This window comes from Aminobacter sp. NyZ550, assembly GCF_025628925.2.
Lineage (GTDB): Bacteria > Pseudomonadota > Alphaproteobacteria > Rhizobiales > Rhizobiaceae > Aminobacter > Aminobacter ciceronei.
This window is the reverse complement of record NZ_CP114190.1, coordinates 2725267-2740133: the sequence shown is the minus strand read 5'-3', so window position 1 is coordinate 2740133 and position 14867 is coordinate 2725267. Positions and strand designations below refer to the sequence as shown.

The window sequence follows — 14867 nt, the reverse complement described above, 5'->3', positions numbered from 1 at the left end:
TGACGGGTGCCCGAGACGCGCTCCGGCCGCCCCCGCAGCGCAGCGTCGGCCTGCCATGGCCGGTCCCGTTCCATCCGGAGACCTACATGCCTCGCAATTCCAACCGCTTCTTCGTGCTCACCGGCGGCCCCGGATCGGGCAAAACGACCTTGATCGAATGCCTTGCCGCAGCCGGCCACGCCACTTCGGTCGAAGCCGGTCGCAGCATCATCCGCGACCAGGCCGCAATATCCGGCACCGCCCTGCCCTGGCATGACCGCGCGCTGTTCGCCGAGCTCATGCTGTCATGGGAAATGCGCTCGCATACCATCGCCGAGGCTACGCCCGGCCCGGCGTTCTTCGATCGGGGCGTCCCCGATGTCATTGGTTATCTCAGGCTCGTCGGCCTGCCGGTACCGATCCATATCGAACAGGCGGCCCGGGAATTTCGCTACAACCGCAAGGTGTTCGTCCTTCCGCACTGGCCCGAGATCTTCACCCAGGACAACGAGCGCAGGCAGGACGAGGACGAGGCGCGGCGCACCCATGCCAGCATGGTCGCGACCTACGCTGCCTGCGGCTATGATCTTGTCGAGGTCCCCACGGCACCGGTCGAAGACCGTCTCGCTTTCATTCTCGAAAACGTCCGTCAGGCGTGACGAATCACGCCGCGTGCGGCAGTTGCAGCCCTTCGGCGAAGGTGCGGTTGCGGCCTGCCCGCTTGGCGGCATAGAGCACTTTGTCGGCGCGGCCGATGGCGTCCCAGAGGCCCTCTCCGGCATGCAGCTTGGCGATGCCGAAGCTGCATGTCACCGCGAAATCGCCGGGCATGCCGGCAAATCGCACATTCGCGATCTCCCGGCGCAGCGTCTCGACCAGGCCGAAGGCATCGTCCACCGGTGCATCCTTCAACACGATGACGAATTCCTCGCCGCCGGTGCGTGCCGCGATGTCGCCCGCCCTGAGTTTCGACTTGATGACCCTGGCAAGGCTCGACAGCACGACATCGCCGCCGGCATGGCCGAAGCTGTCGTTGATCGACTTGAATCGGTCGATGTCGCAGGCGACGATGCTCAACGGCTGGCCTACGCCCTTGGCGAACAGGCGCTGGGTCTTGCCCTGCAAGCCGCGGCGGTTGAGCAGCCCGGTCATAGGATCGCTGTCGCGCTCCGCCTTCAGCGCCAGAATGACGTCGGCACTGGCGACGACCACCAACGCAAGCCCCATCGCCACGCCCAGCACCGACATGGCAAACTGCGCCCAGAGCCAGAAGGCGGACTGGAAGAAGGCATCGACATCGCGGCTCGGCACCGTACCGCCCGTCAGCAAGGTACGGCCGACAAAGGTCGCCCCCAGGCCCAGCAGCAGCCACAGCATGCCCCGGTCGACGACATTGCCGAGCACGAGATGCCTGAGCTTCCACGCCCCGCTCAGCAAAATGCCGCCCATGCCGAAATTGAGGGCATAGACGCGGACGGCGAGATCGTTGTGGACGTAATAGAAGAAGGTCAGGATGGCGACGATGCCGCCGAACCACAGCGCTTGCTCGGCCCGTGCCATCGATTTGCCCGAGCGCATCAGCACGCCCTGCACAAGAAAGAGCGGCGCCGCCGAATAGAGCACCGCGCACGCAATGGTGTTGTAGCCGACGTCGGCCGGCCACAGCGCGAACTGGACGACGGTTGCGGCACTGATCGTCAGGAACGCCAGCGCAAACAGCAGCAAGTGCCTGTTTCGGCGATCGAGCAGCCAGATGCACAGGAACGTTGCCGCAAACAACAGCAACAGGACGGAAGGGATGAATTTCAAGATCTTTTGTCGCCTCGACGTCTCGGTTCTGCTTCCGGTGTCTTCGCAACGACTTACCGGCCGAGTGTAAACAAACGATATCGAGGCTTTGTGAAGCGACGGCGACAGCGCCTGACCTGCGTCACGATGATGTGAAACGAGGCCGGGCGGATGCCCGGCCTCGACAAAACTCACTCCGCCGGCGCGCCGACGGCCGTTTCGCGCCTGCGGCCGAGCGTCACCTGCGCCAGCGCGAAGGCGACGACGGCGGAGATGGTGATGCCGAACACCATCGGCAGCGGCGTTCCGTCGAAGAAGAGGCCAGCCACCGCCATGGCGACGGCGCCGGTGGCAAAGTGCAGCGTGCCCATCAGTGCGGATGCCGTTCCGGCGATTTCGCCATGCTCTTCCATCGCCAGCACCGAGGTCGTCGGGATGACGAGACCGAGGAAGCCGTAGCCGATGAACAGAAGCACGGCCAGTACGTCGAGGCGGTCGACGCCTGCGGAAAACACCGCCAGCAGAATGACCATCATCGTGGCGTAGCCGACCACTGCCACCCGCACCACCCGGTGCAGGCCGAAGCGCTCGGTCAGCAAGCCGGTCAGCTGCGACATGCCGATGAAGGCTACCGCGTTGATCGAGAAGAACACGCTGTAGACCGACGGCGACAGGCCGTAATGGTCGATCAGAATGAAGGACGAATTGGCGAGATAGACGAAGAAGCTGGCAATGCCGAAGCCGCCGATGAAGGTCAGGCCGAGGAAGTTGCGGTCGCCGAGCAGGAAGCGGTAGCCGCTGAGCGCGCTGCCGACCGAGCTTTCGGCGCGATGCTCGACGGGGCGCGTTTCCTTGAGCGACGTCGACAACAGCACGATGGCAAGTACTGCAGCAGCAGTCACCACCCAGAATACGGCGCGCCAGCCAAAACCTTCGATGACAAGCGAACCGGTCAGCGGCGCAAGGATAGGCGACACCGAAAACACCAGCATCAGCAATGACATGAGCCGCGCCGCTTCGGTGCCGGTATGCAGGTCACGCACGATGGCGCGCGGCACCACCATGCCGGCAGAGGCACCCAGGCCCTGGATGACGCGGAAGAAGATCAACCATTCGATATTGGGCGCAAGCGCCGCCCCAAGGCCGCCAATGGCAAACAGCACCAGGCCGATATAGAGCGGCGCCTTGCGGCCTATCATGTCGGAGATCGGGCCGACGACGATCTGCGCCAGACCCATGGCCAGGAAGAAGACAAGCAGGCTCATCTGCACGGCGGCGGTGCCGGCGTTGAGATCGGCGCCGATCGTCGGCAGAGCGGGAAGATACATGTCGATGGCGAACGGGCCGATGGCCGACAAAAGGCCGAGCACGACCGCTACGCGGAGAAATTGGGGTGTCATGATGTGGTTCTTTCGGATCGGGTTTCCGCCGTGAAGCCACGGCGACGTGTAATCCAAGGACGTTTGGCAACATGAGATTCCGACTCCTCCCGAACCGGCATCTCGCCATTGCGTCCAGTTTTTTAGACAGACTTGTCCAAATCGTCAATCACCTGTATATAAAAATTCCATGACACCTGCCATCGCTCCTGACATTGCGGTCAGCCGCAGCCACACCGCCAAGCGGCTCTCGATCCTCGACGCCGCTGCACGCGTCTTCTGCCGCGAGGGCTTCGCCGGCGCCAACATCGACCTCATCGCCGCCGAGGCCGGCGTGTCGCGCCAGACCGTCTACAACCACCATGGCGACAAGGAGAACCTGCTCGTCGCGGTAGTCCGGGAAATCACCGAACGCATCAACGCTGGTGTGTTCGAAACGCTGGCCACCTTCCCCGACAAGCCGATCGACCTCGCGGCCGAGCTCGTCGAGTTCGCCGTGCGGCTCAACCAGAACTGCATGTGCAACCGCGACGGCAAATTCCTGCGCAAGCTGCTGCAGACCGAAGGCGAGCGTTATCCCGAATTGTTTGCCGGCTGGCGTGAACATGGCCCGGCCAAGACCTGGGCGGCCCTTGCCGCGCGATTCGCCCGCCTCGCTTTGTCAGGCTGGCTCGATCTCGACGATCCCGATGTCGCAGCGCGCCAGTTCCTGGCGCTGGTCAATGCCGATCTGCAGATGGCGTTGATCTTCGGCGACACCGTCTCGGAAGAACAACTGCGCACAGCAGCAAGCAATGCCGTGCGCTGTTTCCTGCGCGCCTACGGCAAGCCGCGCCCGGTCTGATTCCTAGGGAATGGACGGCCGTCCGGACCTGCGGCAGGCATCGTGGCGCCTGCTCGAATCCCAAACATTCCATACCGCGTTATATCCGGTTTACGCCGGCCAAAAGCTTGATTACAGGTAGGGAGACGATTCAATCGGACCCGCATCTACATATGGCCGAAGACCAGATCCGCTACGACATTCTCGCCCAGGAGGCACTGCGTGGGGTCATGCGCAAGGTCCTGGCGGAAGTCGCGCGCACCGGCCTGCCGGGCAACCACCATTTCTTCATCACCTTCATGACCGGCGCGCCGGGCGTGCGCATCTCCTCGCGCCTGCATGAACGTTATCCCGAACAGATGACGATCGTCATCCAGTTCCAGTATTGGGACCTCAAGGTCACCGACACCGGCTTCGAGGTCGGCCTGTCCTTCTCGGATGTTCCGGAGAAGCTCGAAATCCCCTTCTCTGCCGTGCGCGGCTTCTACGATCCCTCGGTCAACTTCGAACTCGAATTCGAGGTCAAGGCCGAAGCAGCTGCAGCCCCCGAAGAGGTTGCCGCCAAGCCGGAGCCGATCGCGGTGGTCAAGCCTGCCGAGCGCAAGCCTGCGACCAAAAAGAAAGCCGACGCGACTGAGAAGGAAGCCGTCGAAGAGCCCGCTCACGGCAAGGGCGCGGATGTCGTATCGCTCGACGCGTTCCGCAAGAAGTAGCCAGGACGAGGTCGCATGGCCGACATCGTCAATCTTCGCCAGTTCAAGAAACAGAAGGCGCGGGCCGAGCGCGAGACGCTTGCCGACCGCAACCGCGCCCTGCACGGTCGCACCAAGGCCGAAAAACAGCGCGACCAACTGACCTCGGAGCGCGCCGACAAATTCGTCGACGACCATCGCCGCGAGCGCGATCCAGAGAAATCCGACCGGTGAGCCTGGTCGAAAAGCGCTCGGTGACGATCCGCGGCCACCGCACCAGCTATTCGCTCGAAAAGCCGTTCTACGACGACCTCTTGGCCATATCGGCGGCGCGCGACATGACGCTGGCCGCCCTCGTCGCCGAAGTCGACACCCAGCGCCCGCGCGAGGCAAACCTTTCCTCCGCGCTCAGGCTGTTCGTGCTGGAGCAAGCCAAGCGCGGCGTGAGACAGACCTGAGGCGCGTCGTCTCCATCCGCCTCGATCCCGATGTCATTGCCCAGTCAAAGGCCACTGCCAAAGGCTGGAGCACAGGCATCAACGAGGTTCTGAAAAGGCAGAGGGCGGGCTGGCGCGACAGCGCCACCACATCGGGCCAGCATCGCCTGCCTATTGGCTCTGCAGCGACTTGAAGAAATCGTCGAGGCTGAGCGGTTCGAGCTTTTTCTTCACCGGCGCATCGGCGGGTGGCGCCGGCACGGCGTCGACTGGCGCATCCATTGGCCGGACTTCCGGCAACGGCGCCCGCTCGATCTCAGCCGCTGGTTTGGGCTTGGCAGCCTCAGCCTCGCGCCTCGCCTTCTGCTCGGCCTCGTGCCGCAACTTTTCTTCCGCTGCCTGGCGTGCCTTCTCAGCTTCCTGGCGCGCCGTTTCCCTGTCCGCCTCGGCTTTGGCCTTCGCGGCGGCTTCCGCGGCGCGTTTTTCTTCTTCGGCGCGCAAGCGTTCCGCTTCCGCCTTTGCCTTGGCTTCCTCTTCGGCTTTCAGCCTTTCGGCCTCGGCTTTCGCCTTGGCCTCTTCCTCGGCCCGGATCCGGGCCTCCTCGGCAAGCCGCGCCTCTTCGGCGATACGCTCGCGCTCGGCCTGGAGTGCTGCGAAATACCGCGTCTCGCGTCGTAGCCGCTGCTTTTCCAGCAACACCGCCTGCATCGCCTCGACGCGGGCCTGTTCCTTTTCCAGGGCGCGCTGGGTCAGGAACTGCGCCATCGGCGCGCTGTCGAACAGCTTGACCGTCGCACCCGGCTCGCCGTCGATCTGGAAGTTCATCGCCGGCTCCGAGCCGACCAGCTGCTCCTTGCCGGGCGCGTATGTGATCGAGCCATTGGCCGAGATCACACCGGCGTTGAGGTCGGTGCGCAAATCGGCGTTCAGCATCGCAGCCGGGTTTTTCAACGTCAGTGGCGGCGCCCGCAGGATGCCGCCGGCAACGGTAAACGCGATGTCGGCCTTCCCGGCGGCAAAACTGCCCTCGCCGGCCAGGTCAGGCGCGAATTCTGCGACGCGCGCCGCATTGATATCTCGGCCAAGCGCGTCGGCCTTGGCGATCAGCGCGGCAAACGCGTCGGGGTTGAAGCCGGGCAGGACGAGCCCGTCAATATCGGCCGTGCCCGACCCGGCCAGCGAGGCGACAAGGCCCTCGACCGATTTGCCGCTGCCTGAAAGCGTCGCCGAAAAATTGCCCTTGCCGCCGATATCGCTGGCCACCGGGACCGCAGCGACATCGGCGCCGTCGAGCTTCAACTGGCCCGACACGAAGGCCGTGCCATCGTTGTTCTTGAGTTCGACAAGTCCGCCAAGGTCGCCGCCATACAGCTTGGCCTTGATGTTGGACAGCCTGAGCGCCTGGCTGTCGATCTGCAACGCCAGCACCGCATCATTGGCGGTCGCCAGCGGTTCGGCCAAAAGTGTGCCGGCGATGATTTCGAGGTCAGCGCTGAAGGGCGCAATCGGTTTCGGCGCGAATGCCGCCGTAGGCCACCCGCCGTTGCCGCTTTCCAGCGCCGCGACGCCCAGGGTCATTTCGGCGAACGGCCGGAGATTCAGTTCGTCAAGCGTCAGCGAACCGCTGAGATGCGGCAGCCCCTCGTTCAGCTCGGCCTTGAGATTGCCGACCACCGCACCCTGGTTGACGGTGCCGTCGAGCCTGTCGAGCGCAAGAACGCCTTGGGCAAGGCTGGCATCTGCGGCGAGCTCCACCTCGGTGCCGGTGCCCATGCCCGGCAGGCTCACGCCCGAGGTCATCAGCCACGGCTCCAGGTCGGCAGCCTGCAGCGTCGCCCGGCCCGTCAGGCTGGGCAGGCCGTCGCGCACCGCCACCGTGCCGGTGAAGCCGGCCGAAGAATCGTCACCTTTGAGGCTTGCGGTCACGTCGAGGCCATTCTGCACGGCACCTTTCGCGGCAATGGCTAGCTCACCCGGGCCGGTCACGCCGAGCGGCAGCACCGGCAGGCCGGCCAGCGCCAGCAGGCTGGTCGCATCCTCGTTGCGGGCGGAGAATTCGAGCTTCAGCTGCGAGCTGGCAAGCGCGCTCGATATCGCCTGCGCCGACAGCGTCGCCAGAAGATCGGAGCCGCCGGCCTCGCCTTGCCCGCTGAGCGCAATGCTCGTCGTCTTGTCGCCATTGTCGACGGCACTGGCGACGAAGTCGATGCGCGCGTCAGCCAGCAGGCCGGGATAGGCCGCAGCACGGGTTGCCAGCTCGTTCAGCAGCCGGTTCTCGGGCGTCTGTTTAGCTGCCAGCGCGACCAGCGGCGCGAGGTCGACTGATATCACCGAGGCGTCGAGATTGCCGGTCGGCGCCTTGGGAAAATCCTTGATCCGCCCGGTGGCACTGAGCGAGGCGCCTGCCAGTCCGCCGACCGACAGCTTGTCGATTTCCAGCACGCCCTCGCGCAGCCTGAGCGCGGTATCGACGGTTTCGGCGCTGAGGCCGGCGAAATTCACCGGCCCGGCCTTCACCGCGAGATCGAGGTCGGCGTCGCTGAAGCGGTTGGCGCCCTGGTCGGTCACGAACAGCGAGGCAAAGGCGCGCAACCCGTCGAGATCGAGCTCGCCGCCGTCGAGCTTCATCGTCATCGACGCCCTGGCATCGTCGGGAAGCATGCTGTCCAGCTCGCCGGTGAACTTGGCTTTGCCGAGGATCAGCTCGACGGCATCGAATGTCTGCTGCTCGCGGGTCAGCCTCACCTTGGCCTTGAAGCCCGCCGCCGGCAGCTTGCGCACCGCCTCATCGACATCCTTGGCGACCCAGGCGGCGAAGCCCGAGGGCTGGCCCACGGCCAAGAGCATCTGGCCGTCGAAGCCGAGCGTGTTTTCGGTGCGCAGGAAACCGTCGGCCTCGAGTCGCGTGCGGCCGGGCAAGGTCGCAGCCAGCGACTTCAGCACCCAGCCGCCTTCGCCCGGCTGCGCCGACATCTTGACGTCGCGCACCGTGGTGTCGCCGGCGACGACCGCGGGCAGGTCGACGTCGACGGTGCCGGGGATCGTCGGCCGCGGCAAGTCGACCAGTACCTTTTCAAGCGCCGTCAGCCGTTCGGAAACCGAAAAGCCGGTGCCGGTCTGATCACCCCCAACCGCTTCGTCGAAACGCACCTGGGCGCCATTGGCCGTAATGGTGAAATGCGGGTTGGCGCCGAGATCGACCTCGCCCGTGCCTTCGGCGGTATAGGGATCCTCAAGTGGCCCGCTTTCGAAGCGGAACTCCTCCACGCCCAGTCGGGCATGGTCGAGCGCGAACTTGCCCTTTACCCGAAAGCCGGGTTCAACTGGTTTGACTGGCGCCTTCGGCTTTTCGCCTTCGGCCGTGGCCACGGGCTCAGGCTGCGCCTCGATCACGGTGAAGCCGCCGGCATAGAGGGCCTTGCCCTTGTCCATCGAGGCATTGCCGTCGCCTTCGATGACCACGCCGTAGCGATCGGGCGTCGCGCGTATCCTGAGCCGCATCTGTCCAGCCGGATCGACGGAGCCGGTCGACACCGAAAGCTGGGTTTTCAGCCCGTCGACGCGCAGCGAACCGTCGACGCGCCACGGCCCGGCGAGCGACTTTGCCGAGACCTCGGTGTTGATCTCCGACAACAGGTGGTCGCGCCCGCTGGCGGCGCGGCGCAGCCGCACCTGTCCCTCGGTGATGGTCAGCTTTTCGATCGAGATCTGCCTGGCGTCGAACGGCGCAGACGGGCGGATCGCCCAGTCGACGACGCCGTCGGCGGCGACATCGATGATCGCCTTCGGCCGCACCAGCCGCATGTCGTAGATCAGGAACTCGCCGCTCAGCAGCGGCGCGAGCTCCGCATCCATCGAAAACGTCTCGACGGTCATCGCATCGTTGCCGCCGGCCCCGCCGCCGACGGTGACGTCCGAGAAGGTCACCGATGGAAACGGCAGGATGCGCGCCGTCACCTCTCCCTGCACCGCAACCTTGCGGCCGAGTATTGCGCTGGCCTCGCGCTCGAAATCGGCCTTGTAGCCCGACCAGTCGATGAAATACGGCCCCACCAGCGCCGCACACAGCGCCAGCACGAAAAGTCCACCGAATATGACAAACAGGCGTGCGAGCATTGCCTCTGGGCAAATCTTTCATGCGTCCCAGGCGACTAAGCGCAGGAGCGTGGTCATTTGGTGGCATGTTGGGCTGTGCGCTGCAGCACGTCAACGCCGCCCGGCAACCTGTCCCGTGAAAAACGGTCGCGCCGCGTCATCACGGCATTCGTCGCCGTCCCTGCAAGCGGACCAACGAAGACGCGGAGATTCAGGTCAGGCCGAGCCGAAAATGGTGGAGACCGAGAACCGGAACGGAGCGTACATTCGGGTACGCGAGTACCGGAAGCGCAGGTGTCCGGCATTTGCAGGCCGGCCCCACCTGAATCTCCGCTATTTTGAGTCGCGCTTGGCCTGGGCTACTGCCGCTGCCTTGCGCAGGCGCCCACGTTCCATCGGCCTGACCAGGCTCTTGGCCTTGGCGTTGTCCACCGCCCGCATGCCGAGATGCGCCTGTCGGGTGTTGAAATCGGCGGCGCGGGCCGGCTTCTTTTCCTTGCTCAGCGCCAGTGCGTGGCGCGCGTTCTCGACGAGATCGATGCGCGCCGCCAATTGCCGCCGCCGCTCATGTTCGCCGTTGAGCCGGCGCATGCTCATCGCCAGCACGCCGAGCTTTGCCTTGGTGCCGTGATCCTTGGTCGCCGGCTGCGCGCCTTTGGCGGCTGCCTTGCCGCGCATCTCGCGGCGCTTGCGGTTGGCTTCGCCCTGCGCCCTGTCGCGTCGTTCGCGCACCGCCTTCAGCAGGTCGCGCAGTTCGGCATCCGAGAGATCCTGCACCACCGGGTGGTGCGAGTTCTGCACCAGCTTCCACTCGTCTTCGCTGAGGGCTCGTTCTTCCTGCTTCCTGGAAACAGCCATCTTCTGGTCCTCGCCTGTCACAGTCCGGTTGCCCAAGACCTAGGCAACAAGACCTGAGCAACCCGGACTGTCCGCCCGAACCAAAGCGGGGTCAAGCCGGCTATGCCGGGCGGCGCATCCGGATCACCTCCTGCAACCGCCCGTCATCGTCGGCGTTGCGCCTCAGCGTTTCGACGAAGCCGAGCTTGCGGTAGAAGCCGACCGCCGTCTCGTTCTCGGCATAGACTTCCAGCTCGAGCGCGCCCTTCAGCGCCACGGCATGCAGCACCAGCGCCTTGCCGAGCCCATGGCCATGGGCTGCGGGATCGACGAACAGGCCGCCGATGAAGCCCTCGATCAGGCCGATGAAGCCGGCCGGCTCACCGTCGAGTTCGATCACCCAGTTCTCGGCCTGGGGCAGATAGATGTCGCGGACCCGCCCCTGCTGCTCCAGCAGGTCAGCCTCGGACATGAAGGGATGGCCGATGCGCGAAGCCTCGAGCCAGACGTGAGCCAGCCGATCGCGATCGGCGGCGCAATAGGCGCGGATCGTCGCGCCATGGGCGTGTATCATGGGAATATCCTCGGAATTTTGCGTATCAGAGAAAGACGCATAAGCGTCTGTATTGGCCTTTCGGCCTCATCGGCACTTGGGCCGACGCTTCAGCGATGGAAGTCTCTACGCATAAGATTCCTGATTGGACGGCGCCGCAGTAGCAGCACCGCCCACGCCACGTCAATGCCCTGTCGATTGTTCCGCCGCGGGTAACACCTTGCCGGGATTGAGAATATTCTGCGGGTCGAGTGCGGCCTTGATCGTCCGCATCACCTGCACGCCATGGCCGTGCTCGCGCTCCATCAGACCCATCTTGCCCTGGCCTATGCCATGCTCGCCGGTCGAGGTGCCGTCCATCGAGATCGCCCGCTCGGCCAGCCTCTTGACGAATTCCTCCGCCCTGCCGATGTCGGCGGGGTCGTTCTGATCCATCAGCACCAGCGTGTGGAAATTGCCGTCACCGACATGGCCGACGATCGGTGCGATCAGGCCCAGCCGCGCTATGTCGGCCTCTGTCTCGGCGATACATTCGGCAAGGCGGGAGATCGGAACGCAGGCGTCCGTCGACAGGGCACGTGCGCCCGGCCTGAGCGTCTGCGACGCCCAATAGGCATCATGGCGCGCCTTCCACAATTTCGCCCGCTCCTCGGCGACAGTGGTCCACAGGAACGGCCCGCCGCCATACTCCGTCGCAATCTCGCCAAAGCTCTCCGCCTGCTCGGCCACGCTGGCGTCGGATCCGTGAAATTCGAGAAACAGGCACGGGCTTTCGGGATAGTCGAGCTTGGAGTAATTCTTCATCGCCCGCATCTGCAGCGCGTTGACCAGCTCGATCCGCGCCACCGGAATGCCCATCTGGATCGTCGTGATGACGGCCTGGCATGCCGCTTCGACAGTCGGGAACGGGCAGACCCCGCCCGAGATCGCCTGCGGAATGCCCTGCAGCCTGAGCGTCACCTCGGTGATGATGCCGAGCGTGCCTTCCGAACCGACGAGAAGCCGCGTCAGGTCGTAGCCCGCCGAACTCTTGCGCGCCCGATGCGAGGTCACGACCTCGCTGCCATCGGCCATGACAGCCCTGAGCGACAGCACGTTCTCGCGCATCGTGCCATAGCGCACCGCGTTGGTGCCGGAGGCGCGGGTCGCCGCCATGCCGCCGAGGCTGGCGTTCGCCCCGGGATCGATCGGGAAAAACAGGCCAGTATCGCGCAGATAATTGTTCAGCGCCTCACGCGTCACACCCGCTTCGACGGTGCAGTCGAGATCGTCGGCATTGACCGACACTACCTTGTCCATACGCGAGATGTCGAGCGATATGCCGCCCGCCGGAGCGTTGACATGGCCTTCCAGCGAGGTGCCGGTGCCAAAGGCGATGACCGGCACGTGATGCGCGGCACAGACCCGCACAACGTCCTGCACGTCGGCTGTGCTTTCGGCGAACACCACGCCATCGGGCGCCTGGTTGGGCAGATAGGTGGTGGTGTGGCCATGCTGCTCGCGGATCGCCTGGCCGGTCTGGAAGCGCTCGCCGAACTGCTGCTTGAGGATGCCCAGCGCAGCCGCGATCCCCTCCTCGTTCCGCGCCATCGCCTTCAGGTCGCTCAGAGCCATGTTTTCCTCCGCGTTTGGAACAGCCTGGCGCCTTGCCGGCGCCTTATGCTGCGGTAATCTGCCAGCCCCGACAGTTTGTCCAGCACCACCGTGCATGACCCCGAAAATCGGGATTATCGGAAAGGATCATGCACAAACCTAAGTTTAACAGCGTCCTTTGCGCGTCCTGACGGACGCGCGGCGCTTTAAGGTCAAGAGGATCGTCCATGCCTGCACCGTTCGTCTCGAGCGTCATGGAGGTCGAGAAAGCCTGGCTCGACTACAACGGCCACATGAACATGGCCTATTACAACGTGCTGTTCGACCGCGGCGGTGAAGAAGCGCTCGACCTGCTTGGGCTGGGCGCGGCCTATGCCCGCGATCGCAAGCTCACCACCTACACCGCCGAGATCCATGTTTGTTACGTCAGGGAGCTGCATCTTGGCGACAAGGTCACCGCCACCTTCCACCTGCTCGACCACGACGAAAAGCGCTTCCGCGTCTACCAGGAACTGCACCATGTCGACGGCTGGCTGTCGGCGACGTCAGAGACGCTGTCGCTGCATGTCGACATGAACGGCCCGAAGGTCGCGCCCTTCCCTCAGGACATCACGGCCACCCTCGACGCTATGCGCGCCGCCCATGCCGCCTTGCCGACGCCCGAGCGTGCCGGTCGCTCGATCGGCATCAAACGCAAGCCCGCATAGTGGCTTCAAGGCCACAGGCGATTAACCTTACCTGTTTATAACCTGCGCCACAGCCTGAGGTTCGTTGATCGCCCCTCGCTGCCCTCCGACAATCCCATGCAAGCGAAGTTGAGTCGCGGCGGCGGGCACCGGACGGCTTTGAGGCAAGGCATGCACACTGACATCGAAGCAACGGCCAACAAACTCGCCTGCGACCCTCGCATCAGCGACTATGATTTCTGGCGTTCGCTTCGCAACATCAACAACGAACTTTTTGAGATCGCCAACAACAACCGGCCGATCCCGATCGAAATGCTGCGCTGGCGCGTCATCCTGCGCCAGGCCCGCTCCAAGCGCGGCGTGGCCTGAGCCGGCCGAAAGGCGCGCCAGCCGCGCGCCTTCACCGCTTGCCTGATCAGGCAAGCTTCTCCTTGAAGAAGTTGACCGTACGCCCCCAGGCCAGTTCCGCCGCCGCCTTGTCGTAGCGGGCTTCCGAGGTGTCGTTGTTGAAGGCGTGCTGGGCGCCGTCATAGACGAACAGTTGGAACTCCTTGCCGGCCTTCTCCAGTGCCGCCTTGTAGGCGTCTATGCCGGCGTTGATGCGGTCGTCCTTGCCGGCATAATGCAGCATCAGGGCTGCCTTGATCTTGGCGATATCGGCCTCGTCCTTCGGCTGGGAGCCATAATAAGCAACGCCGGCGGCCAGATCGGGCGCGTTGACGGCCAGTGCGTTGACGGTTCCACCGCCCCAGCAGAAGCCCATGGCGCCAACCTTGCCATTGCCGCTTTCATGGCCCTTCAGGAACGCCACCGTGGCGACGCCATTGGCCACTGTCTGCGCCGCATCGAGCTGGCCGAACATTTCGCGTGCCTTTTCTTCATCCGCCGGCGTGCCGCCGAGCGGCGACAGATAATCGGGCGCCAGCGCCACGAAGCCTTCGAGCGCGACCCGCCGCGCCACGTCGCGGATATGCGGGTTGAGGCCGCGGTTCTCATGAATGATGATGACAGTCGGCAGCTTGCCTGTGGCGTCGGCCGGCCGGACGAGATAGCCCTTCATTTCGCCGGCACCACCGGGATAGGTAATGTCCTCGGCCTTCAGCCGCTTGTCGTCGTCGGCGACGATCGCCGCCCGCGCCTGGTTGGTCGTAAGCAACGGCACGATCGCCGCCGCGGCAGCGCCTGAGCCGGCAAGCCTGGTCAGCTTCTCCATGAAGCCGCGCCGGTCGAGTGTCAGGTGGGTGTATTCGTCATAGGCGTCGATCATCGCCTGGGTAATGGCAGGTCGTGTCATTTCTCGCTCCCTGTCTGGTTCCGAGGCCGGGAGTTTAACGTATGCAAATGTAGTTGGTTTCACTGTTGCGTGATCGCCGCGGCCACGAAAAAAGCGCCCGCGCGAGGTCGGCGCGGGCGCTTCGACAAGCGCTCAGTCTTCGCTTTCCATGAAACGGATGCGGTTGCCGAACGGGTCGATCACCTGGCACTCCAGCCCCCAGTCCTGCCGCTCCAGGCCTGGGCGGTTGTACTTGTAGTTCTTGGCAATCAGCCCCTTCTGGAAGGCCTCGACGCCCTTCATGTAGCAGACAGCCGTCGCACCCGGGCTGGCGTCGCCCGAATGCTCCGACAGATGCAGCTTCAGGCCGCCGCGCGACACCTGGCAATAGAGCGGTGCGCCGGGGTGGAAGCGGTGCTCCCAGTCGAAAGTGCAGTCGAGGAAACCCTCGTAAAAGCCCCTCGTCTTGTCTTCGTCGAATATGCGGAAGATCGGCACCGGCTGGGTGAAACTCACCGCACCGGCTGTCGGCTCTTCCGCCTTCTCGAGCTTGCTCGACAGGATGTTCCAGGTCTCCACGCCGAATTGTCTGGCGACGATCTCGAGCGCCTCGCTGTGGCTGACTTCGAGGTTCTTCTGGGCAAGCGCCTCGCGCATGGCCTTCGCCATCGCCTTTGCGTCACGATAGGTTCGCATGATCTTCCGATCCTCTGGTTGTGGCGAGAAATCCCA

16 protein-coding genes are annotated in these 14867 nt (G+C 64.4%); 8 read left to right on the top strand and 8 right to left on the bottom strand.

Annotation, left to right across the window (positions count from 1 at the left end; translation table 11 throughout):
• Positions 1–86: 86 nt before the first annotated feature.
• Entirely contained in the window at positions 87–638 is a 552-nt protein-coding gene (locus N7E70_RS13405) for an AAA family ATPase (protein WP_263006639.1), read from the top strand.
• 4 nt (positions 639–642) lie between these two features.
• On the opposite strand, the gene N7E70_RS13400 is transcribed toward N7E70_RS13405, so the two are convergent.
• Both N7E70_RS13400 and N7E70_RS13395 read right to left on the bottom strand, forming a co-directional pair.
• On the bottom strand, positions 643–1788 hold the full coding sequence (locus tag N7E70_RS13400) for a GGDEF domain-containing protein (protein ID WP_263006638.1): 1146 nt from the start codon (positions 1786–1788) through the stop codon (positions 643–645).
• A 170-nt stretch (positions 1789–1958) separates the two neighbouring features.
• On the bottom strand, positions 1959–3167 hold the full coding sequence (locus N7E70_RS13395) for a multidrug effflux MFS transporter (protein ID WP_067966336.1): 1209 nt from the start codon (positions 3165–3167) through the stop codon (positions 1959–1961).
• A gap of 169 nt (positions 3168–3336) precedes the next feature.
• On the opposite strand from N7E70_RS13395, the gene N7E70_RS13390 reads away from it, so the two are divergent.
• From N7E70_RS13390 to N7E70_RS13370, 5 genes are all read left to right on the top strand, one after another.
• Positions 3337–3990: a TetR/AcrR family transcriptional regulator gene (locus N7E70_RS13390; RefSeq protein ID WP_263006637.1), complete on the top strand. Its 654-nt coding sequence runs from the start codon at positions 3337–3339 to the stop codon at positions 3988–3990.
• A 152-nt stretch (positions 3991–4142) separates the two neighbouring features.
• Positions 4143–4682, top strand: coding sequence for an SspB family protein (locus tag N7E70_RS13385; protein WP_067960496.1), 540 nt, complete (start codon positions 4143–4145; stop codon positions 4680–4682).
• A 15-nt stretch (positions 4683–4697) separates the two neighbouring features.
• Positions 4698–4895, top strand: a complete 198-nt coding sequence (locus N7E70_RS13380; protein ID WP_154386667.1) for a DUF4169 family protein — start codon at positions 4698–4700, stop codon at positions 4893–4895.
• The gene (locus N7E70_RS13375; RefSeq protein WP_067960490.1) at positions 4892–5119 is read left to right on the top strand and encodes a ribbon-helix-helix domain-containing protein; all 228 of its coding nucleotides are present in this window, start codon (positions 4892–4894) and stop codon (positions 5117–5119) included. Before N7E70_RS13380 ends, N7E70_RS13375 begins: the two co-directional genes overlap by 4 nt.
• Positions 5116–5292, top strand: a complete 177-nt coding sequence (locus N7E70_RS13370) for a BrnA antitoxin family protein (protein ID WP_169808380.1) — start codon at positions 5116–5118, stop codon at positions 5290–5292. Before N7E70_RS13375 ends, N7E70_RS13370 begins: the two co-directional genes overlap by 4 nt.
• Here the strand turns inward: N7E70_RS13370 and N7E70_RS13365 are convergent.
• The 4 genes from N7E70_RS13365 to N7E70_RS13350 form a co-directional block, all read right to left on the bottom strand.
• Positions 5270–9214: an AsmA family protein gene (locus N7E70_RS13365; RefSeq protein ID WP_182573505.1), complete on the bottom strand. Its 3945-nt coding sequence runs from the start codon at positions 9212–9214 to the stop codon at positions 5270–5272. The two genes, N7E70_RS13370 and N7E70_RS13365, sit on opposite strands and share 23 nt — an antisense overlap.
• Before the next feature lie 312 nt (positions 9215–9526).
• Positions 9527–10051, bottom strand: coding sequence for a hypothetical protein (locus N7E70_RS13360; protein ID WP_182573506.1), 525 nt, complete (start codon positions 10049–10051; stop codon positions 9527–9529).
• 100 nt (positions 10052–10151) lie between these two features.
• The gene (locus N7E70_RS13355) at positions 10152–10604 is read right to left on the bottom strand and encodes a GNAT family N-acetyltransferase (protein ID WP_067960483.1); all 453 of its coding nucleotides are present in this window, start codon (positions 10602–10604) and stop codon (positions 10152–10154) included.
• A 162-nt stretch (positions 10605–10766) separates the two neighbouring features.
• The gene (locus tag N7E70_RS13350) at positions 10767–12197 is read right to left on the bottom strand and encodes an FAD-binding oxidoreductase (RefSeq protein WP_182575659.1); all 1431 of its coding nucleotides are present in this window, start codon (positions 12195–12197) and stop codon (positions 10767–10769) included.
• 206 nt (positions 12198–12403) lie between these two features.
• On the opposite strand from N7E70_RS13350, the gene N7E70_RS13345 reads away from it, so the two are divergent.
• Entirely contained in the window at positions 12404–12883 is a 480-nt protein-coding gene (locus tag N7E70_RS13345; RefSeq protein WP_263006636.1) for a thioesterase family protein, read from the top strand.
• Between the two features lie 150 nt (positions 12884–13033).
• The gene (locus tag N7E70_RS13340; protein ID WP_067960475.1) at positions 13034–13231 is read left to right on the top strand and encodes a hypothetical protein; all 198 of its coding nucleotides are present in this window, start codon (positions 13034–13036) and stop codon (positions 13229–13231) included.
• A gap of 46 nt (positions 13232–13277) precedes the next feature.
• Here the strand turns inward: N7E70_RS13340 and N7E70_RS13335 are convergent, their stop codons facing one another.
• Positions 13278–14156, bottom strand: a complete 879-nt coding sequence (locus N7E70_RS13335) for a dienelactone hydrolase family protein (RefSeq protein ID WP_263006635.1) — start codon at positions 14154–14156, stop codon at positions 13278–13280.
• A gap of 132 nt (positions 14157–14288) precedes the next feature.
• Positions 14289–14831, bottom strand: a complete 543-nt coding sequence (locus tag N7E70_RS13330; protein WP_263006634.1) for a VOC family protein — start codon at positions 14829–14831, stop codon at positions 14289–14291.
• Between the last annotated feature and the right edge of the window lie 36 nt (positions 14832–14867).